General features: G+C 67.5%; 21 protein-coding genes and 1 pseudogene. 7 read left to right on the top strand and 15 right to left on the bottom strand.

Annotation, left to right across the window (positions count from 1 at the left end):
* Positions 1 to 51 precede the first annotated feature (51 nt).
* Together HTZ84_RS15750 and HTZ84_RS15745 are read right to left on the bottom strand one after the other, a co-directional pair.
* Complete coding sequence (locus HTZ84_RS15750; protein WP_174681548.1) at positions 52 to 435, bottom strand: helix-turn-helix domain-containing protein; 384 nt, start codon at positions 433 to 435, stop codon at positions 52 to 54.
* 46 nt (positions 436 to 481) lie between these two features.
* A complete protein-coding gene (locus HTZ84_RS15745) occupies positions 482 to 727 on the bottom strand; it encodes a hypothetical protein (protein ID WP_174681547.1) in 246 nt (81 codons plus the stop codon).
* Positions 728 to 850: 123 nt separating this feature from the next.
* Here HTZ84_RS15745 and HTZ84_RS15740 point away from each other — a divergent pair, with 123 nt between their 5' ends.
* A complete protein-coding gene (locus HTZ84_RS15740; RefSeq protein WP_174681546.1) occupies positions 851 to 1,321 on the top strand; it encodes a histidine kinase in 471 nt (156 codons plus the stop codon).
* 255 nt (positions 1,322 to 1,576) lie between these two features.
* Here the strand turns inward: HTZ84_RS15740 and argF are convergent, their stop codons facing one another.
* The 10 genes from argF to HTZ84_RS15690 form a co-directional block, all read right to left on the bottom strand.
* The gene (gene argF, locus HTZ84_RS15735; RefSeq protein WP_174681545.1) at positions 1,577 to 2,491 is read right to left on the bottom strand and encodes an ornithine carbamoyltransferase; all 915 of its coding nucleotides are present in this window, start codon (positions 2,489 to 2,491) and stop codon (positions 1,577 to 1,579) included.
* A complete protein-coding gene (locus HTZ84_RS15730; protein WP_174681544.1) occupies positions 2,491 to 3,600 on the bottom strand; it encodes a [LysW]-lysine hydrolase in 1,110 nt (369 codons plus the stop codon). Before HTZ84_RS15730 ends, argF begins: the two co-directional genes overlap by 1 nt.
* Complete coding sequence (locus HTZ84_RS15725) at positions 3,597 to 4,751, bottom strand: aspartate aminotransferase family protein (protein ID WP_174681543.1); 1,155 nt, start codon at positions 4,749 to 4,751, stop codon at positions 3,597 to 3,599. The genes HTZ84_RS15730 and HTZ84_RS15725 overlap by 4 nt, the downstream gene beginning before the upstream one ends.
* Complete coding sequence (locus HTZ84_RS15720; RefSeq protein WP_174681542.1) at positions 4,748 to 5,605, bottom strand: acetylglutamate/acetylaminoadipate kinase; 858 nt, start codon at positions 5,603 to 5,605, stop codon at positions 4,748 to 4,750. Before HTZ84_RS15720 ends, HTZ84_RS15725 begins: the two co-directional genes overlap by 4 nt.
* Before the next feature lie 57 nt (positions 5,606 to 5,662).
* Complete coding sequence (gene argC, locus HTZ84_RS15715) at positions 5,663 to 6,739, bottom strand: N-acetyl-gamma-glutamyl-phosphate reductase (protein WP_174681541.1); 1,077 nt, start codon at positions 6,737 to 6,739, stop codon at positions 5,663 to 5,665.
* Positions 6,739 to 7,629 carry a lysine biosynthesis protein LysX gene (lysX, locus tag HTZ84_RS15710; RefSeq protein ID WP_174681540.1) on the bottom strand — a complete coding sequence of 297 codons (891 nt, stop codon included), beginning with the start codon at positions 7,627 to 7,629 and terminating at the stop codon, positions 6,739 to 6,741. The genes argC and lysX overlap by 1 nt, the downstream gene beginning before the upstream one ends.
* Complete coding sequence (gene lysW, locus HTZ84_RS15705; RefSeq protein WP_005554620.1) at positions 7,626 to 7,790, bottom strand: lysine biosynthesis protein LysW; 165 nt, start codon at positions 7,788 to 7,790, stop codon at positions 7,626 to 7,628. The genes lysX and lysW overlap by 4 nt, the downstream gene beginning before the upstream one ends.
* 270 nt (positions 7,791 to 8,060) lie before the next feature.
* Positions 8,061 to 9,560, bottom strand: a complete 1,500-nt coding sequence (gene argH, locus HTZ84_RS15700; RefSeq protein ID WP_174681539.1) for an argininosuccinate lyase — start codon at positions 9,558 to 9,560, stop codon at positions 8,061 to 8,063.
* Positions 9,561 to 9,562: 2 nt separating this feature from the next.
* Complete coding sequence (locus HTZ84_RS15695) at positions 9,563 to 10,807, bottom strand: argininosuccinate synthase (protein WP_174681538.1); 1,245 nt, start codon at positions 10,805 to 10,807, stop codon at positions 9,563 to 9,565.
* A gap of 381 nt (positions 10,808 to 11,188) precedes the next feature.
* A complete protein-coding gene (locus HTZ84_RS15690) occupies positions 11,189 to 12,325 on the bottom strand; it encodes a helix-turn-helix transcriptional regulator (protein ID WP_174681537.1) in 1,137 nt (378 codons plus the stop codon).
* Positions 12,326 to 12,410: 85 nt separating this feature from the next.
* Here HTZ84_RS15690 and HTZ84_RS15685 point away from each other — a divergent pair, with 85 nt between their 5' ends.
* The 3 genes from HTZ84_RS15685 (at position 12,411) to HTZ84_RS15675 (ending at position 13,595) form a co-directional block, all read left to right on the top strand.
* A complete protein-coding gene (locus HTZ84_RS15685) occupies positions 12,411 to 12,605 on the top strand; it encodes a DUF7554 family protein (protein WP_174681536.1) in 195 nt (64 codons plus the stop codon).
* Positions 12,606 to 12,658: 53 nt separating this feature from the next.
* Positions 12,659 to 13,159: a 2'-5' RNA ligase family protein gene (locus HTZ84_RS15680; protein ID WP_174681535.1), complete on the top strand. Its 501-nt coding sequence runs from the start codon at positions 12,659 to 12,661 to the stop codon at positions 13,157 to 13,159.
* 136 nt (positions 13,160 to 13,295) lie between these two features.
* Positions 13,296 to 13,595 (top strand): hypothetical protein, encoded by a 300-nt coding sequence (locus HTZ84_RS15675; protein ID WP_254611766.1) that lies wholly within the window; start codon positions 13,296 to 13,298, stop codon positions 13,593 to 13,595.
* Positions 13,596 to 13,638: 43 nt separating this feature from the next.
* Here the strand turns inward: HTZ84_RS15675 and HTZ84_RS15670 are convergent, their stop codons facing one another.
* The gene (locus tag HTZ84_RS15670) at positions 13,639 to 15,789 is read right to left on the bottom strand and encodes an ATP-dependent DNA helicase (protein WP_174682601.1); all 2,151 of its coding nucleotides are present in this window, start codon (positions 15,787 to 15,789) and stop codon (positions 13,639 to 13,641) included.
* 148 nt (positions 15,790 to 15,937) lie between these two features.
* Between HTZ84_RS15670 and HTZ84_RS22915 the strand changes: the two are divergent.
* A pseudogene (locus tag HTZ84_RS22915) lies at positions 15,938 to 16,315 on the top strand (class I SAM-dependent methyltransferase); the annotation flags it as partial.
* A 317-nt stretch (positions 16,316 to 16,632) separates the two neighbouring features.
* Complete coding sequence (locus HTZ84_RS15660; protein WP_174681533.1) at positions 16,633 to 17,097, top strand: hypothetical protein; 465 nt, start codon at positions 16,633 to 16,635, stop codon at positions 17,095 to 17,097.
* Between the two features lie 12 nt (positions 17,098 to 17,109).
* Here HTZ84_RS15660 and HTZ84_RS15655 read toward each other — a convergent pair whose 3' ends face one another.
* The gene (locus HTZ84_RS15655; RefSeq protein WP_174681532.1) at positions 17,110 to 18,054 is read right to left on the bottom strand and encodes a cation diffusion facilitator family transporter; all 945 of its coding nucleotides are present in this window, start codon (positions 18,052 to 18,054) and stop codon (positions 17,110 to 17,112) included.
* 97 nt (positions 18,055 to 18,151) lie between these two features.
* On the opposite strand from HTZ84_RS15655, the gene HTZ84_RS15650 reads away from it, so the two are divergent.
* The gene (locus tag HTZ84_RS15650; RefSeq protein ID WP_174681531.1) at positions 18,152 to 18,679 is read left to right on the top strand and encodes a metallophosphoesterase; all 528 of its coding nucleotides are present in this window, start codon (positions 18,152 to 18,154) and stop codon (positions 18,677 to 18,679) included.
* A gap of 96 nt (positions 18,680 to 18,775) precedes the next feature.
* Here HTZ84_RS15650 and HTZ84_RS15645 read toward each other — a convergent pair whose 3' ends face one another.
* Positions 18,776 to 19,558, bottom strand: a complete 783-nt coding sequence (locus tag HTZ84_RS15645) for a DUF7310 family coiled-coil domain-containing protein (RefSeq protein WP_174681530.1) — start codon at positions 19,556 to 19,558, stop codon at positions 18,776 to 18,778.
* Positions 19,559 to 19,594: the final 36 nt, after the last annotated feature.

Raw genomic sequence — 19,594 nt, 5'->3', positions numbered from 1 at the left:
TGCCTCGAGAGGGAGGCAAGGGAGAAAAAGTGAGTGGATTCGACAGTGGATTCACGACGGCGTGCCGTCGAACTCGTCGATCACCTCGTGTACCGTCGCCGCCCACGCGTCCAACGCCTCGTGGAGCATCGCCTTCGTCTCGGCAACGGGCACCGCGGTGAACTGGTAGACGTAGCCGCCGCCGTCGAGCAATCGTCTGTCGCGCCGAACGAGCCCGCGGTCGCGCAACGTCGACAGCGATCGCGTGACCGTACTCCGGTCGCGCTCGAGCGCGTCGGCCAGTTCGTCGATCGTGCTACCCGGCCGTTCACAGAGGACGAGATACGTTCGCGTTTCGTGGTTCTCGACTCCGAACACGCAGCTCATCACCTCCTCGAACGGCGGATCGGACTGCTCCATCAACTCCCCGAGGCGGTGCTGGGGACGGTCGGTCATATCGGCCCGTACGACCGGCGAGGTGAAAATAGTCGCCGGGAGGCGTTCACGTGTCCCCGACCGCCCCGTATCCCATCTTCCGAATACAGGCTCGCATCTCGCGTTCGCTCTCGTGTCGGTGCAGCCGCGTCGGCGTGTCGCAGTAGAACACCGAGCCGTCGTACCGCAACGTCACCTCGTGTTCGTCGTCGAGAATCGTCGTCGTCACCACGACCCGCCGGCCGTCCCGAATCGCGGTTATGATCTCGTCGGCCGTGCATTCCCCGGCGTCGATCCGCAGCGGATCGGGCATCGTCCGCCACTGCGCGGACCACTTCAAAGAGCCTTTTCCCGCCGTCAGTGATTCGATCACGGGTATGCGTGACCGATACACGACAGAGATACTGATACACACACTCGCGCCCTACGATCGGACATGAGCCAAGAAACGGCGACTCGAACCGACGAACGGGCGACGACCGCACTCGCACCGTGGCAAGCGGGAACCGTCGGCGGTATCCTCGGCGCCGTCGTCTTCGGGGCGATGATGGCGATGCAGACGCCCGCCGTCCTCGAGGCCGCGATTCCGGCCATGTACGGCCTCGAGGGCGGGCTCGCGGGGACGATACTCCACGTCTCCCACGGGGCCGTCCTCGGCGTCGTCTTCGCGGCGCTGCTGGTCGCGGCGGGTCGATCCCATCTCGACGCGGGTTCGGCCCTCGTCGCCGGTCTGGTCTACGGCATCGCAGTCTGGGCGGTCCTCGCCGTCGTCGTCATGCCGATCTGGCTCTCGGCGGTCGGGTTCGGGATGGCGCCCACCGTCCCTAACGTCGCCGTCGAGAGCCTCGTCGGTCACGCCGCGTACGGCCTCGTCCTCGGCGTCGCGTACTCGCTGCTCGCGCGATAACGCGAGCGGACGGACCTGAACGCGATGCCGACCACGATCGCGGTCACAGTCGGATCGCTCGAGCAGTCAACGCAGCAGCGCCGGTTGGGCGTGGAGTCGATTTCACAGCCACCTTTTTTCGTATCCTCTCTCACCCGTTCGAACCGCTCGAAAAAATCTGCTCGTCGAGAGCGAAGCTCTCGCTGACCGTCGCTTCACTTCGTTCAGCGAGAGACCAAAAAATTCCGAACGCGAACACTGCGAGCGTTCGGTCGCTTATTCGAGCAGCCAACTCAGCAGCGCCTTCTGAGCGTGGAGCCGGTTCTCGGCCTGGTCGAAGACGACCGAGCGGTCGCTCTCGATGACGTCGTCGGTGATCTCCTCGCCGCGGTGGGCGGGCAGACAGTGCATCACCGAGGCGTCGGCGGTGTGCTCGAGGAGGTCCGCGCCGATCTGGAACCCCTCGAAGTCGTTCATCCGGACGTCGCGTTCGTCCTCCTGACCCATGCTGATCCAGACGTCCGTGTAGATGATGTCGGCGTCCGTGGCGGCCTCGACGGGGTCGTGGGTCGTCGTCGGGTCGCCGCCGAGATTGCGGGCGCGCTCGAGCACCGCGTCGTCGATACCGTACCCCTCCGGCGTCGCGACCGTCAGGTCGATATCGGTCAGCGCGGCGCCGATCGCGAACGACTGGGCGACGTTGTTGCCGTCGCCGATCCAGGCCGCGGAGACGTCCTCGAAGCCGCCCTCCTGCTCGCGGATCGTCAGCAGATCGGCGAGCGTCTGGCAGGGGTGGGCGTCGTCGGTGAGGCCGTTGACCACCGGCACGGAGGAGTACTCCGCTAACACCTCCATGTTTCCGTGTTTGAACACCCGAGCCATCACCGCGTCGACGTACCGCGAGAGCGTCCGCGAGGTGTCCTTCAGCGGTTCGCCCCGTCCCAGCTGGATATCGTCCTCCCCGAGGAAGACGGCGTGGCCGCCCAGCTGGGTCATTCCCGTCTCGAAGGAGACGCGGGTGCGGGTGCTCGGCTTCTGGAAGATCATGCCCAGCGTCTGGCCCTCGAGGTCCTCGTGGTCCTCGCCGGCGTGCTGGGCGCGTTTGTACGCTTGTGCGCGCTCGAGGATGGTCTCGAGTTCGTCCGGCGTCACGTCGTCGACGTCGAGGAAGTGACGGGGTTCGTCGGTCATCACTCCTCACCTCCGGACAGCGTCGTCGCGACGCGCTCTAAGACCTTCACCGACCGGTCGTACTCCGACAGCGAGAGCCGCTCGTCGGGCGCGTGATCGAGTTCCGAGTTGCCGGGGCCGTAGGTGACCATCGGGCAGTCCCACGCGCCGGCGTAGAGGTTCATGTCGCTGGTACCGGTCTTGCGCAGGAGCCGCGGGTCGCCACCCTCGTTACGGATCGCCGCGCGGAACGCGCGGGCGACCTCCGTCCGGGGGCTCTCCATCACCGGCGGGATCGGCTCGGCCCAGGAGACGGTGCCGATCTCGAGTTCGGCCTCGGCGGTCTCGCGGACCGATTCGGCGTCCAGCGACGGCGGAATTCGCAGTTGGACGTCGAGCGTCGCCTCGACGGAGAGGCCGTCGTCGCTGATGCCGCCGTCCATGTCGACGGGCTTTGCGGTCACGCGCTCGAAGACGGCCTGGTACTCGTCGTTCTCGAAGGCGTCCTCGACGCTCGTCCACCACTCGGTCGCGTGCTGGATGGCGTTGGGTTCGGGACGCGAGGTGTGCCCGGATTCGCTGGTGGCCACGTAGGTGCCCGCGAGGAAGCCGCGGTAGCCCAGCGTGATTCCCGTCGCACCGCTGGGTTCGCCGTTGATGACTGCATCGGGTTCGTCGCGGTCGGCGACGAGGTGGCGGGCGCCGCGGGAGTTCGTCTCCTCGCCGACGACGCCGACGAAGGAGACGCCGGTGCGGACGGCGGCGACGGCCATCGCGGCCAGCGGACCCGTGGCGTCGACGCTGCCGCGGCCCCAGAGCACGTCCTCGCCGGTTTCGTCCGCGACCTCCGCCTCGACGTCGTCCTCGTCGGCCGTCCGCACTTCGACCGGAATCTCGCCGGGGACGGTATCGACGTGGGACGTGAGCAGGACCGAGTCGTCCGCGGGCGCGCGGACGTTGCCGACCTCGTCGATCCAGGCCTCCCGGTCGTGGAGTTCGAAGAAGGCCACCAGCCGCTCGGCGGCCTTCCGTTCCTCGCCGGTCGGCGACGGGATCGAGACGAGGTCGGTCAGTAGCTGCCGCGCTTCGTCGAGCGACACGTCGGCCGGTTCGGTCACGCTCGCGCTCATGATTCCGCCTCGGCTTCGGGTGCGATGACTGCGGTCAGCGCGTCCACGAGCCGGTCCGCGTCCGCCTCGTCGATCACGAGCGGCGGCAGCAGGCGCAGGACGGTCCGGCCCGCGGGCAGCGCCAGGACCTGGTGGTTCATCGCCAGATCGCGGGCGACGCGGTTCGCCCCCCGTTTCAACTCGAGGCCGACGAGCAGCCCCTCGCCGCGGACCTCGCGGACCGAATCGCCCAGTGCGGACTCGAGTTCGGTCGTGAGGTAGTCGCCGATCTCGGCGGCGTGGGCGGGGTACTCCTCCTCGACCAGCGTCGAGACGGTCGCGTGGACCGCCGCGGCGACGACGGGGCCGCCGCTGAACGTGGCGTTGTGCGAGGCCGCGCCGTCGGCGATCCAGTCCTGCACCGCGACCGCGCCGACGGGCAGGCCGTTGCCCAGGCCCTTCGCCGTCGTAAGCACGTCGGGCGTGACGCCCGCGTTCTGGCAGGCCCACATCGATCCCGTCCGGCCCATGCCGGTCTGGACCTCGTCCAAGACGAGCGCCGCGCCGACCTCGTCGGTGAGTTCGCGAGCCGTCTCGAGGTAGCCCGTCGGCGGGACGTTGATGCCGCCCTCGCCCTGGATCGGCTCGAGGATGACGGCCGCGGTCTCGTCGTCGACGGCGTCGGCGAGCTCCTCGCCGTCCCCGTAGGGGACGAACTCCACGTCGCCGGCCAGCGGCTCGTAGGGCTTCTTGTACTTGTCCTTCCAGGTCGCCGCGAGCGCGCCCATCGTCCGGCCGTGGAACGAACGGGTCGCCGCGACGATCTTCGACTCGCCGGTCGCCGACCGGGCGAACTTCAGGGCGGCCTCGTTGGCCTCGGTTCCGGAGTTACAGAACCAGGCGCCCTCGAGTCCGTCCGGCGTCGACGCGACGAACGAGGCGTAGGCGTTCTCGCGGGCCTCGACGGGATAGGATGAGTCGACGAACGTCAGGTCGCCGACCTGCTCCTGGACGGCCTCGACGACCGCGGGATGGCTGTGGCCCAGCGGCGTACACGCGAAACTCGCGCCGGCGTCGATGTACTCCGTGCCGTCGGCGGTGTAGAGGAACGCCCCCTCGCCGCGCTCGATCCCGATCGGCTTGCTGCCGGAGACGAAATCGAGGTCGCTCATTCTGCGGCCTCCGTTTCTTCAGCGGCGAGCACGCCGGGCTCGAGCGTCGTTCCCTCGCCGTCGAGTGCGCTCGTAATCGGTGCGTCCGCGTTGGCGGTCGCGACGGTCACGCTCGCGGCGCCGCCCTCGAGGGCTTCTTCGGCGGCCATGACCTTCTTCGTCATGAACCCTTCCGCGGCGTCCTTGACGGCCGCGAACTCTTCGGGGGTCGCGGCCGAGTCGATCTTCGTCGACTCGTCGTCGGGGTCCTCGTAGATCCCCGAGACGTCGGTCAGCACGACGAGGTCGGCCTCGAGCGCGCCCGCAATGGCTGCGGCCGCGCGGTCGGCGTCGGCGTTGACGGCGGTGTACCCGCCGGATTTCTCCTTGCCCAGCATTGGGACGGAGACGACGGGCGTGTAGCCGCCCGCGAGGGTCGTCTCGAGCAGGTCCGCGTTGACGGACTCGATCTTGCCCGAGTGGTCGCCGCGCTTGATCTTCTTCTTGCCGTCCTCCTTGACGCGGACGGCCGACTTGCGCTTGCCTTCCAGCAGCTTGCCGTCCGTGCCAGAGAGGCCGACGGCGTCGACGCCCTCGTTGTGCAGGCTCTCGACCAGATCGGTGTTGAGCTTGCCCGGCATGACCATCTTGAAGACGTCCATCGTCTCCTCGTCGGTAAAGCGCCCGACGACGCCGCCGGGGGTCTCGACGTAGGTGGGCTCCTCCCCGAGGTCCTCGAGCGTCTCGTCGACCGCCGTCGAGCCGCCGTGGGTCAGCACGACGTCCTCGCCGTCCTCGACGAGACTCGCGACGTCGGCGAGCGCTCCTTCGGGGTCGACGGCGCGAGCGCCGCCGATCTTGACCACCACGGTCACTCCGGACACCTCCGTTCCCTGCTCACGATCGCAGGGGCTCTCGTGAATACTGTCATCTCAGGGTGCCCCCACGGGGTGCATCCCCGTAAACTCGAGTCCGGCCGTCTCCTCGAGACCGAGCGCGATGTTGGCGGCGTGGACGGCCTGTCCGGCCGATCCCTTCATCATGTTGTCGATCGCCGAGAAGACGACGATGCGCTTGTTCGAGGGGTCGAGTTCGAAGCCGACCTCGGCGAGGTTCGTTCCCGCGACGGACTTCGGTTCCGGATACCGATACACGCCGGAGCCGCCGGCGGCCATCCGGACGAACGGCTCGTCCTCGTAACAACTGCGGTAGGCCTGCCAGAGGTCGCCCTTCGAGACCGGCCCCGACGGGAAGACGTGGTTCGTCGCGCTGGCGCCGCGGATCATGTCCACGGCGTGGCAGGTAAAGGAGACGCTCGTGTCGAGGAACTGCTCGATCTCGGCCTCGTGGCGGTGGCCCGTCGGCGCGTAGGGGCGGACGACGCCCGAGCGCTCGGGATGCGAGGACGCCTCGCCGCCCCCGGCGCCCCCTTCCGAGGAGCCGACTTTGACGTCGACGACGATCTGCTCGCCGCCCTCGAGGATGTCGTGCTCGAACAGCGGGTACAGCCCCAGAATGGTTGCGGTGGCGTTACAGCCGCCGCCGGCGATCAGGCCCGCGCCTTTGAGGTTCTCGCGGTTGATCTCCGGGAGCGCGTACTCGGCCTTCTCTAGGTACTCGGGCGCCTCGTGGCCGTCGTACCACTCGTCGTACTGTTCCTCGCTCTCGAGGCGGAAGTCCGCCGAGAGGTCGACGACGGTGTCGGCGATCTCGAAGAACTCGTCGATCTGGCCCATGGAGACGCCGTGAGGCGTCGCCGCGAACAGGACGTCGACGCTCTCGAGATCGTCGGGTTCGGTGAAGCGCAGGTCCGTCCCGCGAAGCGGCGGGTGGACGGAGCCGACGCTCTTGCCGGCCTTCGAGCGGCTGGTGACCTCCGTGAGCTCGAAGTTCGGGTGGCCCGCGAGCAGGCGAAGGAGTTCGCCGCCCGTGAAACCGCTCCCGCCGATGACCGTCGCGGTGACGGTCTCGGCGTTCGCGTCGGCGCCGGTCTCGGTGCCGACCGCCATCAGGCGCTCACCTCGAGTTCGTCTTCATCTTCGGTCGCGGCTTCGGCTTTCGACTCGAGCCAGTCGACGACGGTGCCGGCGATATCGGTCTCGACGGCGCCGTCGAGGGCCTTGAACTCGACCGTGTGGTTGACCTCGTGGACCGTATATCCGTCCTCGGTCTCCATGAGGTCGATGCCGAGCAGGCCGCCGCCGACGGCGTCGCTGGCCTTTCGGACCAGCGCTTTCGCCTCCTCGTCGGGCTCGAAGACGTCCGTCTCGGCGCCCTTCGCGGCGTTGGTGATCCAGTGGTCGGAGGATCGGACCATGCCGGCGATGGGCTCGCCGTCGGTCGCGAGCACGCGGATGTCCCGTCCGGGCTTCTCGACGAACTCCTGGACGTAGAAGACCTTGTGCTCGTAGTGGCCGAGCGTCGCCTTGTGCTCTAGGATCGCCTCCGCAGCGTCCTTCGAGTCGATCTTGGCCATCAGGCGCCCCCACGAGCCCACGACGGGTTTGAGGACGCAGGGATACCCGAACTCCTCGATGGCTTCCATCGCGGTCTCCTTGGTGAACGCGACCTTCGTCGCGGGCGTGGGCACGCCAGCCTTCTCGAGCGCGAGGCTGTTTTTCACCTTATCGGCGCAGATGTCCGCGGTCTCGTGGCTGTTGACCACGGGGATACCGTACGCCTCGAAGAACTGCGTGGCGTACAGGCTCCGGCTCGTGGCGAGACAGCGGTCGACGACGATGTCGAGGTCCGCGAACTCCGCGGGCGCCTCGCTGATGTCGAAGGTCTGCTTGCGGACGTCGATCTTCTCGACTTCGTGGTCGCGCTCGCGAAGCTCGTTCAGGAGGAGCTTCTCGTCCTTGCGGATCCGGGAATAGAGTATTCCTACTTGCAAGGTCACTCACCCCAGTCCTCTTCGAGCTCCGGGGCTCGCTCGAGGACTGGCGGCTCGGTGTCGACGACTTCCAGCTCTGCTCCGCACGTGGTACAGTCAACGATCTCTCCCACTTCCAGATCGTCGTGCAGGGACACCTCAGCCCCACACTCGACGCATTCGGTCATTGTACCTGCAACTGGGAGCCGGTATCCCTTAAAGCCTTCGAAATTAACAGCAAAATTACATTAACTGCACTGTCCGCTAACGGGCCGCTGACGCCAGCACACCGCAATTTTAATTTGACATATCATCTGGTAGGTTATTTGTCCCCTCGCGGGGACGGCGGCGGGAGCGGTGCTCCCGCTCGCCCGAAGGTTCGTCCCTCACCTACGGACGGCGGTAATCGCGGTAGTCGCGGCGGTCGCGGACGGCGCGGAGCGACGGCGGGAACGGCCTCAGACATAGCCGTTCACCTCCTCGCGGAGCGACTCGTGGGCCGCCTCGAGCGCCGCGTCCAGTTCCTCGAGGGTTGCGCGGTCGTCCGACTGCGACTCGCGAGCGAGTTCGAGTTGGTCGGCGACCGCCTCGGGGGCGGGGCCGCCCTGCGAGTCGCGGCTCGCGACGCTCGCGGCGGGATCGAGGGCCTCCTCGACGGCGTCGGGGTCGACCAGCGACTCGAGGGGGTCGCCCAGGACCTCCCGGGCGGCGGCCTCGAGGGCGTCGTAGTCGGCCCCGTTTTCGGCCGCGTGGGCCACCATCTCGTGGGCCGTCCGGAACGGGAGGCCGTTCGCGGCCAGGAGGTCGGCGACGCCGGTCGCCGTCGAGAACCCCTCGCCGGCCTCGGCGGCCAGCGTCTCCTCGTTCCAGTCGGCGGTCGCGACCGCGCCGGCGGCGACCTCGCTGGCCTCCGTCACGGCGTCGACGGTCTCCCAGGCGTGGGTCGTCGCCCGCTGGAGGTCGCGGTTGTACGCGCGGGGCAGTCCCTTGAGCGTCGTCGTCAGCCCCTGCACCCCGCCGGCCGCGTCGCCCGCGACCGCGCGGACGAGTTCCAGCGTGTCGGGGTTCTTCTTCTGGGGCATGATCGACGACGTCGAGGAGTAGTCGTCCGAGAGGTCGACGAAGCCGCGGTTCGCGAAGATGACGACGTCTTCGGCGAGCCCCGACAGCGTCGTCGCGTGCGTCGACAGCGCCTGCGTCGCCTCGAGCAGGAAGTCTCGGCTCGAGGAGGCGTCCATCGAGTTCTCGACGACCCCTTCGAAGCCGAGCAACTCGGCTGTCCGCTCGCGGTCGATATCGAACGTCGTCCCCGCGAACGCGGCGCCGCCCAGCGGCGATTCGTTGATCCGATCGTAGGCCTCGAGGAGCCGCGCCGTGTCGCGACCCACCGCGCCCTCGTAGGCAAGCGCCCAGTGGGCGACGGTGGTCGGCTGGGCCGGCTGGAGGTGGGTGTAGCCGGGCATGATCGTCTCCGCGTGGGCCTCGGCGACCGCGACCAGCGACTCGCGCAGCGCCAGCGTCGTCTCGACGGCCTCGAGGACGTCCTCGCGCAGGCGATACCGGATGCAGGCCGCGACCTCGTCGTTGCGCGAGCGCGCGGTGTGCATCTTGCCGCCCTCGGCGCCGATGCGCTCGATGACGGCCGTCTCGATGGCTTCGTGGACGTCTTCGCCGTCGGGCAGGGAGCCGTGGCCGTCGACCTCGATGGCGTCCAGCGCGGTCAGAATCTGCCCGGCCACGTCGTCTTCGACGATCCCCTGTTCGGCGAGCATCACCGTGTGCGCGCGGTCGACCTCGAGGTCGGCCTCGAAGATCCGTTCGTCGGCTGCGAGCGAGGAGAGGAAGCTCCGGGCGGGGCCGCCGCTGAAGCGGTCCCGTCGGACGACGCTCTCGTCGCCCGCGTTACCACCGTCGGATCGGAGATCCGAACCGCCGTCGTGAGCGCTCTCCTCGGTCATCGTTATTCCTCGTCCTCGTTACTGCCGCTGCCGTCGGTGGCGAGTTCCGGCTTCTCGACGTCCTCGGCGTTGGCCGCGATCGCCTCGTTGGCGAGGCGGCGCTGGAAGCCGTGGTACTTCGCGACGCCGGTGGCGTCCTCCTGCTTGATCTTGCCGACGGTCTCGGTGTCGAAGGAAGCGTGCTCGGCGGAGTAGGCCGCGAACTTGCTGTCGCGTGCGACCGCGCGGGCCTGGCCGCCCTCGAAGCGGATCGTGACGGTCCCGGTGACGCGCTTCTGGCTCTCCGCGATGAAGCCTTCGAGCGCGTCCACGAGCGGCGCGTCGATCAGACCTTCGTAGCCCTTCTGGGCCCACTGCTGGTCGATCTGCTGTTTAAACTGGCGCTCCTCCTGGGTGAGCACGAGTCCTTCCAGCGCCTCGTGGGCGTTGAGCAGCGTCGTCGCCGCCGGGTGCTCGTAGTTCTCGCGAACCTTCAGGCCGAGCATGCGGTCTTCCATCGTGTCCGTGCGGCCGACGCCGTAGGCCCCGGCCACGCCGTTCAAGTGCTCGATGAGGTCGACGGGCTCGTACTCGACGCCGTCGACGGCGACGGGGTAGCCCTTCTCGAACTCGATCTCGATCTCCTGGGTCTCGCCCGTCGGCGCCTGGGTCCAGGCGTAGATGTCCTCCGGCGGGACGTAGTTGGGGTCCTCGAGCTCGTCGCCCTCGACGGAGCGGCTCCAGAGGTTGGTGTCGATCGACCAGTCACCGCCGCTGCCGCCCTCGACGGGCAGGTCCTTCTCCGCGGCGTACTCCTGTTCCCACTCGCGGGTCAGGCCGAGCTCGCGCACGGGGGCGATGACCTCGAGGTCGGAGTCGCGCCAGACCGCTTCGAAGCGGAGCTGGTCGTTGCCCTTGCCGGTACAGCCGTGGGCGATGCCGGTACAGTCCTGTTCTTCGGCGACCTCGAGGATCGCTTCGGCGATCACCGGGCGAGCCAGGGCCGTCCCCAGCGGGTAGCCCTGGTAGGTCGCGTTCGCGCGAACGCCCTCGAGACAGAGGTCGGCGAACTCTTCTTTCGCGTCGACGACGTAGTGCTCTAAGCCGAGCGCGTCGGCGGTCTCTTCGGCTTCCTCGAACTCGGAAGCCGGCTGGCCGACGTCAACCGTGACGCCGATAACGTCGTCGTATCCGTACTCTTCCTCGAGCAACGGGACACAGACAGTCGTGTCCAGGCCGCCCGAGAACGCAAGTGCCACGCGGGTCATGTCGTATGCGAGGGAAGCGGAAGGAGGGACTTAAGCTCATTGGTTTAAGTTGCGTAAATTAACGGTAGAGCGGCTGCTAACCGAAAATTCTGCGTTTGATGGATCGTTGGAACGAACCGGTTCGAGGGGAGGTAGGTAGTAATCGGGCTCAACGGCCCGGCCGTCGTCGTCGCGGTCGCCGCGGAGAAACAGCCCCGTCGGTACCGGGTACGGCGGTCGTGGCGCCGACGGTGTGACTCATTGGTGGTGCTATGGGCAGCATCGGTATTAAATCCTGCTACCTCGCAAATATCGCGGGTATCAGGCTGCGAGGCGGCTGTGGGGTGGTATCACATCGCATGAAAGCGAGCAGTGCGAACGGGTTGAGACCGGCGCCGGTGGTCACTCTTCGTCTTCCCCGTCGGGCAACGCCAGAACGTTCTCCCGACCGATCCGGAAGACGTCGATCTCCCCGTCCTCGCGCAAACCGCTGACGACCTGACTCGTCTTCGCCTCGGTCCAGTCCAGTTCCGAGACGACTTCCTGCTGTTTGATCCGGCCGCCCCGCTCCTCGAGCAACTGTAGGACCCGTTCCTCGTTGCTCAGCAGTTCCGGGGGCGGCGTCTCCGCCTCGGGCGCGGCTGCGTTCTCGTTCGTCGTCGATCCCCCATTCGTCGCGCTGGCGGTCCGGTCGCCGGTTCGATCGCCCCTGAGCCACCAGCCGGCCGCGCCGACGGTCGCGAGCAGGGCGAGGGCGCCGAGCACGAGCAGCCACGGCGCCGGCCCGTCGGTTCCGGGGTCGGCTTCGGCCGCCGGGTCGGTCTCGTTGCTCTCCTCGATCATCACGATGGTCGGCGGCGTCGACGAGAACGGATCGCCGGAGTCGCCCCATCGAACCGACTCCCGCTCGCTGTCCTCGGTGCCGCCGGTTACCGATCCGTCGTTCCCTTCGGGTTCGGGGCTCACCTCGTCGATGGTGTACCCTTCGGGCGCGTACACCTGCAACCAGGTTCCGCTGGGCAGGGAGAGGTCGACGAGCGCCGAACCCGCCTCGATTTGAGTCAGTTGCGGGTAGGCGAACGAATCCCACTCGAAGGTCACCACGACGTGGCCCATCTCCCGCGGCGCGGAACTGTTGTCCGTCGAGACGGTGACGTTCTCGATCGCCATGTCCCGGTCGGTCGCGTTCTCCCCTTCGCGGAGGATCTCGTTCCACCGAGCCTCCTGGCTGTCGGCGTACACCTCCCGATTCGACTGGACGTCGCTACTGAGTTCCCCCCACTCCTCGTCGCTCTGGTTCTCGAACCGGTAGTCGACGACGAACGTCGCCGACCCGTTTTCGTGAACGAAGACGTCGATGTGTATCTCGTCGGCCTCGTCGAGGCGGTCGCTCGCGCTGGCCTCGTCCTGCAGGGCTGTCCCCTGTGCTCCAGCGTCGGCGGCCGCACCGATCGGAACCGCAACGGTCGCCACGAGCATGCACCCGATTCCCACGAGCACCCAGAACAGGGCCAAGCGCCCCTGCTCTCTCAGGTCCATTGTAGATACATCCCATAGCCGCCCAGATAGGTCTTTCCGAGCGCGCAACGGTGGACTTTTCACACAGTCAGGCAACCGTGACTGTATGCACGACTCGCGCGGCGAACTCGAGGTCGAGACCCTCCTGAAGATCGTCCTCGCACTGCTCGCCGTCTTTCTGGCGTTTCAGATCCTGCAGACGGTCATCGGCAGTATCGCGAGCCTGCTCGGCCCGTTCTTCGTCCTCGTCCAGTTGGGCGTCGCCGTCGTCGTCGTCCTCTGGCTCCTCGAGCGGATCTGAACGGGTCCGGCGACCATCACACTGATACGCGAACGCGCCCTACGTCGACCGAAGTGTACAGCGTCAACGTTCCGGTCCCCGGACGCGTCCGCCGGCTCGCCGACGAGCTCTACCCCGAACTCGTCGACTTCGACCGCGTCCGCGAGGACCACTCGTGTCTGCTCAAACGCCTCGGCGAGGCCGACCACGTCGCCCAGCTGCAACACCGCGCCCACCGCGCGCTCGAGGGCGCGCCCGCCGTCGAGGCCCGGATTACGGGCATCGACTACTTCGAGGACCCGCCGCTCGGGACCGCCCCCGTCGTCTACCTCGCCGTCGAGAGCCCCGGCCTCGAGTCGATCCACGCCGACCTGACCGACTCCTTCGAGACCGTCGAGGGGCTCGAGGGCAGCGACTACGTCCCCCACGTCACGCTGGCCCGCGGCGGCGACCTCGAGGCCGCAAAACGGGTGACCGACCGCGAGATCGAACCGATCCGGTGGACGGTCAGCGAACTCGAGTTCTGGGACGGGACGTACAAACTGCCGGTGAGCCGCGTCTCGCTGCCCGCGTGAACGGCTCGAATCGAACGGTGAGTCGCCCGGTAGCTATTACTCGACGCTCTCGGAACCTCCGGTCATGCACCGCCGCGCGTTACTCGCGAGTTCGACGACGATACTGTTTGCGGGCTGTAGTGAGGTAACGAGTCTGATGGGTGACGGGTACGTCGACCAGACGGTACAGGACGAACAGACGGCAGGGTTCGACGCCGACGCCGGCGAAGAACTGACCGTCACGGTCGAGAATATCGACGTCGCCGAGGCCGACAACGAGTCGACCGTCCAGCCGGACGCGATCAGCTTTCGGCTCGACCACGCCGAGGAGGGCCCGGTCATGACGGAGTCGATCTCGGAACCGACCGCGTTCGACGTGACGATCGAAACCGGCGGCGCGCACGTCGTCATCGTCACGAACGGCGCCGCCGACGTTACGGTCGAACCGAGCGAGTGACCGCTTGTCGGTATCGCAAGCGTCCGAACGGGTCGCTTCGAGCCTAGGGCGCCGGCGTCTCGCCGTCGTAGGCGTCGCGATCGCCGTAGAAGTTCAGCATCGAAAACTTCAGCTTCTCGGGGTCGATGTCGATCAGTTCCTCGCGCTCCTCGTGGGGGAAGGTGCCGTTGACGCTGTACCGGCCCAGGTCCGACTTCGCCGACCGCGAGTAGCGCCGGTCGAGCAGGGCCCGGACGCCGACGTCCTCCGGCGAGCGGATGACCCGACCGAGCGCCTGTCTCGTCTTGCGAACCGTCGGGATCTCGACGGCGTACCGCCAGCCCGTCTCGGTCCCGTCGAACGCCGCGTCGTAGGCCTCTTGAACCGCCTCGGCGCGGTCGTCGAGGTGGGGGTACGGGACGCCGACGACCAGCACGGTGTGTGCGTCGTCGCCGTCGAAGCTGACGCCCTCCGCCAGCGTTCCCCACAACGAGGTACAGAGCACGGCGCCGTCGTCCGCGACGAACTGCTGGCGTAACTCCTCGACGGCGGTTCCGGGCTCGTCCAGATAGACCGTCTTTTCGGTCCGCCCCTCGAGTCGCTCGGCGTAGCGACTCGCCTCGCCGTAGTTGGGGAAGAAGGCGAGCGTGTTCCCCGGCGTCATCCGGACGGCGTCGTGGATCGTGTCGGTCACCGCCGTCTGGACCGCGGGATCGTCACGGTCCGACGAGAACAGCGGCGGCGTCTCGACGGCGTAGGTGCGCCGATGCTCTTCGGGGAACTGGAGCCCGTAGGCCATGGTGACGGGGTCCTCGAGGCCGAGCACGTCCTCGGTGACGTCGAAGGGCTGCAGCGTCGCGCTCATCAGGATCGTCCCGTACACCTCCTCGAACAGTTGACCCGTGACCTGGCGGGGGAGACAGGTGTACAGCTCCGCGCGGCCGTAGATCTCGTCGGTGCCCGCGTCTCGAGTGACGGAGACGACGGGGTAGAGCCCCTCCTTGCTCCCCTCGTTCATCCAGGCGCTGACGAACGCGGCGGCCTGCAGGGTCTGACACTCGGTCCGCGTGGCGGTCTCGCCCTCCCGGTAGGCCTCCTCGTACTGTTCGTCTAACTCCTGGCCGAGCTTCATCGCGGCCTCCAGGTCGTCCTCGATCCCCCGGCCCGAGTAGCGCTGGAGGAACTCGAGCGTGAGGTCGTCCTTCCGGTCCTCGTTGGCGATGGGGACGTCCTCCCAGTTCTCGCCGATCCGCTCGCGCTCGCCGAAGCCGAAGGAGTCCTCGTAGGTCTCGACGAGCGCGCGGTGAAAGGCCGAGAGGACGTTGGCGGCGTCCTCGGATCGCGGGTCGTCGGCGTCGGCCAACTCGTCGAGCGCGGAGTCGAAGGTCCGCTCGGAGCAGGTCCGGGTGGCGTGCTCTCGGGCCGCGTCCTCGACGTTGTGGGCCTCGTCGAAGACGGCGATGACGTCCTCCGGATCCCGGCCGAGCCACCGGAAGAACTGCTCGCGGATCGTCGAGTCCAGCAGGTGGTGGTAGTTACAGACGACCAGGTCGACGCCCTCGATCCCCTCCTTCAGCAGTTCGTAGCCGCAAAAGCCCTCCCGCTCGGCGTACTCGTAGATCTCCTCCGGCGTCCGGACGTCCTCGAAGAGCCACGCGAAGAAGTCGTCCGTATCCCGGGTGAGATTATTCCGGTAGTAGTCGCAGACGTTCTGCTCTTCTAAGTCCTCGAGGCGCTCCTCGATCGACTCGAGTTCGTCCATCACCGCCGAGCGGGCGTCGGCCGCGCCGCCGTCGCCCTCCTGACTCTCCTCCAGTAGTTCGCGCTGGCGGCGCTCGAGCTGTCGCTTGTCGCGTTCGGCGTCGACGACGGCGCGGGTGTTGTCGCGCAGCGCCTGACACTCCTCGTAGCCGACGTCGATGTGACACATGGAGGATTTCCCCTTGAACACGATCGCCCGAATGTCCTCCTCGCGGGTGATCGCGCGGGCTTCGGCGACGAACTGGCGCATCTGCTGGTGGACGTTGGTCGTGATGACGACCGTCTTGTCCTGCTCGCGGGCCACCTCGAGGGCGGGGACCAGCGACGAGAGGGTCTTCCCGGTCCCGCAGGCTCCCTCGAAGAGGACGTCCTGTCCCCGTTGCAGGGAGTTGTGGATGCGGTCCATCGCCTCGCGCTGGTTCTCGTACGGCTGGTCGTACGGGAAAAAGCGCATGTACCCGGTTGTCTCGGACACGCTAGACGATCAGTTCCCGATCCGATAAAAGCGTTCGTCTCGATTCGCCGCCCGACTCCGCGTCGGCGTCCATTATGTCACCGAAACAACTACATAGGGGCCGTCGGAACCGGTCGAACGCGCGACCATGGACGAGCTCTCACGCACGCTCGAGGAATACGAGTCCGACGCAGACGCCTACGTTCGGAAGTACTGCGCCGAGTCCGTCGCCGCCCTGTACGGCGACCCCTTTTTCGACGCCCTCGCCGGCGATCGACTGCTGGACGTCGGCTGCGGTCCCGGGTCGGACGTCTCGACGTTCGACGCCGGCTACGACGCGGTCGGACTCGACCTGACGGCCTCGTTCCTGCGAGCGGCCCGCGACCGCGAACCGACCGCGCCGTTCGTCCGGGGCGACATGCGCGACCTGCCGTTCGAGGACGGCGCCTTCGACGGCGTCTGGAGTTCCGCGTCCTTTCTGCACGTGCCCCGGTCCGACGCGACCGCGACGTTGCGGGAGTTCCGTCGCGTGCTCCGTCCCGACGGCGTCGTCTTCTGTCTGGTCAAGCGCCCCGACGACGCCCGACGAGTCACGCGACAGGCACTTCGAGTACTATCGTCCGGACGAGATCCGCGCGCTCCTCGAGAGGGCGGCGTTCGAGCCAGTGCGCGTCGAGACCGAGGAGAACTGGATCCGGGCACTGGCGCGCGTCGGAACGACCGAAGCCACCCGAACAGCCGGCGATCTGGAGCGATCACCGTGACCCCACGGCATCGCGCGGTCTCCGTCGGCCGGCTATCGCGGGGTACAGCGACAAACGTCTCGAGTCCATCGCCTCGAACATGGCCATCCCGGGGTACGATTCGAGCAACGTCGCGGAGTACACACTCGAGCAGGTCGGCGCCCGCGTCGCCGTCGTCGCGGGCGTCGTCCCCGACGCGTTCGGACTCGAAAAGAGCGGGGACGAGGCGCCGGTCGACGCCCTCGGCGATCCCGTCGAACTGCGGGCCGTCGACGACCTGAAAGCCGTCGAGGCCGTCGAGATCACGCTCGTTTACGATCCGTCGCGGCTCCCGCCGGGCGCGAGTCCGACGGACGTCGCGGTCGCCGTCGACACCAGCGTTGCGTCTCCGACGCAACGAGCAGACGGCGAAGCCGTCGACGATGAGGGATGGGAACCGCTCGAGTCGACGGTCGACCTCGAGGAGACGACGGTAACGGCCCTGCTCAACGACCGCCCGCCGGGGTCGACGGTCGTCGCGGGGTACGACGATCGGGACGACGAATCCGGCGGGACGACCGCGTAACGCGACCGACGCTTAGGTTTCGGGCTCGATGTAGACCTTCTGCACCTGATCGTCGTGCTCCATCAGCGCGCGTTCAAGCGCCGTGATGCGCTCGTCGATCTCGTCGGTGTCGAGGTCGGCATCGAACGCGACGTCGGCCGTGAGCAGCAGTTCCTCGGCCCCGAAGTAGACGGTTCGAAGGTCGACGAGTTCGGTGACGCCGTCCCAGTCGGTAACGATCGCGCGGAGTTCGTCCTCGTCCGCTTTCGGCAGGCTCTCGCCGAGGATGAGACGCTTATTCTCCCAGGCGAGTGCGACGGCGAAGCCCATGAGCATGATCCCGATGATGAGCGCGGCGCCGGCGTCGTACATCGGGTTTCCGGTGACCCGACGAAGGTAGATCCCGAGGAGGGCGATCCCCGCGCCGGCGAGCGCGATGGAGTCCTCGGTGAGCGCGGTCAGGGTCGTCACGTCGCTGGTCTTCCGGAACGCCTCGCGGAGACTCGTCCAGCCGTGCTCGTCCATCTGGCGGCTGATTCCCTGGTAGGCCTTCCAGAGCGCGTAGGACTCGAAGAGGATCGCACCGATCAGCACGGCGTAGTTGACGAGGATCGGGTCGAACTGCGTTCCGAACAGCGTGACGTCTCCGCTGGCGCGGTGGACGCCGCCGTGGGTCAGCGCGTCGTAACCGTGTTTCGCGCTCTCCCAGCCGGCGATGCCGAAGAGCATGATGCTGACCAGCAGACTGTAGAAGAACTGCGCCTTCCCGTGGCCGAACGGATGACTTCGAGTCGCCTCCTGGGCGCCGTACTTGATCCCGACCAGCAGGAAGATCTGGTTGCCCGTGTCCGAGATCGAGTGGTACGTCTCCGACAGCATCGCGGGGCTGCCCGTCAGCAGATACCCGCCGAACTTCAACATCGCGATCGCACCGTTCGCGAACAGTGCGGCGAGGACGACGGAGGTGCTACTGGCCATCGTCGTCCCCTTCGAGCGGATTCGTTAAAAGTGTCGACCGCGCGACGACAGTGTTCGACTTCGAAAGGAACCTGTCGGCGCCGCCCGAAGGGCGACCATGATCGCGATTTTCTCGGACACGCACAGCGGCGACGGCCACGAACTCGAGGGCGAGGCCCTGACCGCGGCCCGCGAGGCCGACACCGTGATCCACGCCGGAGACTTCACGAGCGAGTCGGCCCTCGAGGCCGTTCAATCCGAGTGCGAACTCCTCTACGCCGTCCACGGCAACGCCGACAGCGCGGCCGTCCGAGAGCGCCTGCCGACGGCCCGCACGGTCGCGGCCGGCGGGGTCCGCTTCGCCGTCACCCATCGCCGCGACGGCGGCGAGACGGGACTGGCGATGTTCGGCCGCTCGCGGGACGCCGACGTCGTCGTCTTCGGCCACAGCCATCGGCCGACCGTGACCGAGACCGAGGACCTTCTCCTGTTGAACCCCGGCAGTCACGCCGATCCGCGCGGAAACCGGCCCGGCTTCGCCGTCCTCGAGGAGCGAGCGAACGGAGCGGGTCTCGAGGGCGAGATCCGCGAACCGGACGGAACGGTCCTCGAGTCGTTCGAACTCGCGGTCCAACACGAACGGTAGCGAAGATCACTGCGTTGACGGCGCTGTTCCGGTTCGACGTCGGTCGCCGAGTCGAAGCACGACCACGGCGGCGCCGTCGGTCGACGAGCTATCGGATCACGGCAGTTTGGAGCGAACCGACGAGAGGAACCCGCCCGAGTCGACCGGTTCCTCGTCGCCGACATCCTCGGCCGCCGCCTCGCCGACCACCGATTCGGATCGATCGCGCTTCGAGTCGGCGAGCAGTCGGTCGACGGACTCCTGTTCGGCCGCGTCCATCCCGGCCACACTGGACTCGTCGGCCGCCGATGCCGCGGCCCTCCCGTCGGTGGCCGATTCCTCGGCGCCCCACTCGAAACCGTCGTCGACACCGCTGCCATCACCGTCACTGCTGACACCGCTGACGATCTCCGAGACCGCGTTTTCCGGCGACTTCGCTCCGTCGTCGTCCGGCGCCGTCTCCCGTTCGGCGACTGGAACTTCGGTCGCCGTCGACGTCGCGTTCCGTCGATCGGCGTCGTCGGGGTCGTCGCCGGCCAGCGCTTTCGACCGCCCGGTCGCCGCTTCGGCGTCGGCGGGGTCCTGTCGAATCGCCTCGAGGGCCGACTCGAGTTCGCCGATCCGATCCTCGAGGCGGTCGACGGTCGCGACGGCCGTCGCGGCCTGCCGCTCGACGTCGTCGTTGACCGACTCGACGTTGTCGACGAACCCGGTCAGCGACTCCGTCTCCGCCTCGAGGGCCGCGAGTCGCCGTTCCTGTTCGTCGACCCGCGTCTCGAGGCGGTCGACGGTCTCGGTGAGCGTCGCCAGATCCACCAACTCATCGACCTCGTAGTCGCCGTCGATGACGGCCCGTTCGACGGCGGCGAGACGATGGTCGATTCGATCGATATCGGCCATAGGCTATCTGCCCGCTCGTTCCCATTTAAACCTCAA

Origin of the sequence: Haloterrigena gelatinilytica (genome assembly GCF_013342145.1) — an archaeon.
In the GTDB taxonomy this organism is placed as follows: Archaea; Halobacteriota; Halobacteria; order Halobacteriales; family Natrialbaceae; genus Haloterrigena; species Haloterrigena gelatinilytica.
This window is presented reverse-complemented; position numbering and strand designations above follow the sequence as displayed.

Coding starts and splice junctions, on each gene's coding strand:
- HTZ84_RS15750 (WP_174681548.1), bottom strand. CDS start 435: ATGACCGACCGTCCCCAGCACCGCCTCGGGGAGTTGATGGAGCAGTCC.
- HTZ84_RS15695 (WP_174681538.1), bottom strand. CDS start 10,807: ATGACCCGCGTGGCACTTGCGTTCTCGGGCGGCCTGGACACGACTGTC.
- HTZ84_RS15745 (WP_174681547.1), bottom strand. CDS start 727: ATGCCCGATCCGCTGCGGATCGACGCCGGGGAATGCACGGCCGACGAG.
- HTZ84_RS15645 (WP_174681530.1), bottom strand. CDS start 19,558: ATGGCCGATATCGATCGAATCGACCATCGTCTCGCCGCCGTCGAACGG.
- HTZ84_RS15730 (WP_174681544.1), bottom strand. CDS start 3,600: ATGAGCGCGAGCGTGACCGAACCGGCCGACGTGTCGCTCGACGAAGCG.
- HTZ84_RS15725 (WP_174681543.1), bottom strand. CDS start 4,751: ATGAGCGACCTCGATTTCGTCTCCGGCAGCAAGCCGATCGGGATCGAG.
- argH (WP_174681539.1), bottom strand. CDS start 9,560: ATGACCGAGGAGAGCGCTCACGACGGCGGTTCGGATCTCCGATCCGAC.
- HTZ84_RS15675 (WP_254611766.1), top strand. CDS start 13,296: ATGGGTGACGGGTACGTCGACCAGACGGTACAGGACGAACAGACGGCA.
- lysW (WP_005554620.1), bottom strand. CDS start 7,790: ATGACCGAATGCGTCGAGTGTGGGGCTGAGGTGTCCCTGCACGACGAT.
- HTZ84_RS15650 (WP_174681531.1), top strand. CDS start 18,152: ATGATCGCGATTTTCTCGGACACGCACAGCGGCGACGGCCACGAACTC.
- argC (WP_174681541.1), bottom strand. CDS start 6,739: ATGGCGGTCGGCACCGAGACCGGCGCCGACGCGAACGCCGAGACCGTC.
- HTZ84_RS15660 (WP_174681533.1), top strand. CDS start 16,633: ATGGCCATCCCGGGGTACGATTCGAGCAACGTCGCGGAGTACACACTC.
- HTZ84_RS15685 (WP_174681536.1), top strand. CDS start 12,411: ATGCACGACTCGCGCGGCGAACTCGAGGTCGAGACCCTCCTGAAGATC.
- HTZ84_RS15690 (WP_174681537.1), bottom strand. CDS start 12,325: ATGGACCTGAGAGAGCAGGGGCGCTTGGCCCTGTTCTGGGTGCTCGTG.
- argF (WP_174681545.1), bottom strand. CDS start 2,491: ATGACCGACGAACCCCGTCACTTCCTCGACGTCGACGACGTGACGCCG.
- HTZ84_RS15670 (WP_174682601.1), bottom strand. CDS start 15,789: ATGCGCTTTTTCCCGTACGACCAGCCGTACGAGAACCAGCGCGAGGCG.
- HTZ84_RS15655 (WP_174681532.1), bottom strand. CDS start 18,054: ATGGCCAGTAGCACCTCCGTCGTCCTCGCCGCACTGTTCGCGAACGGT.
- HTZ84_RS15740 (WP_174681546.1), top strand. CDS start 851: ATGAGCCAAGAAACGGCGACTCGAACCGACGAACGGGCGACGACCGCA.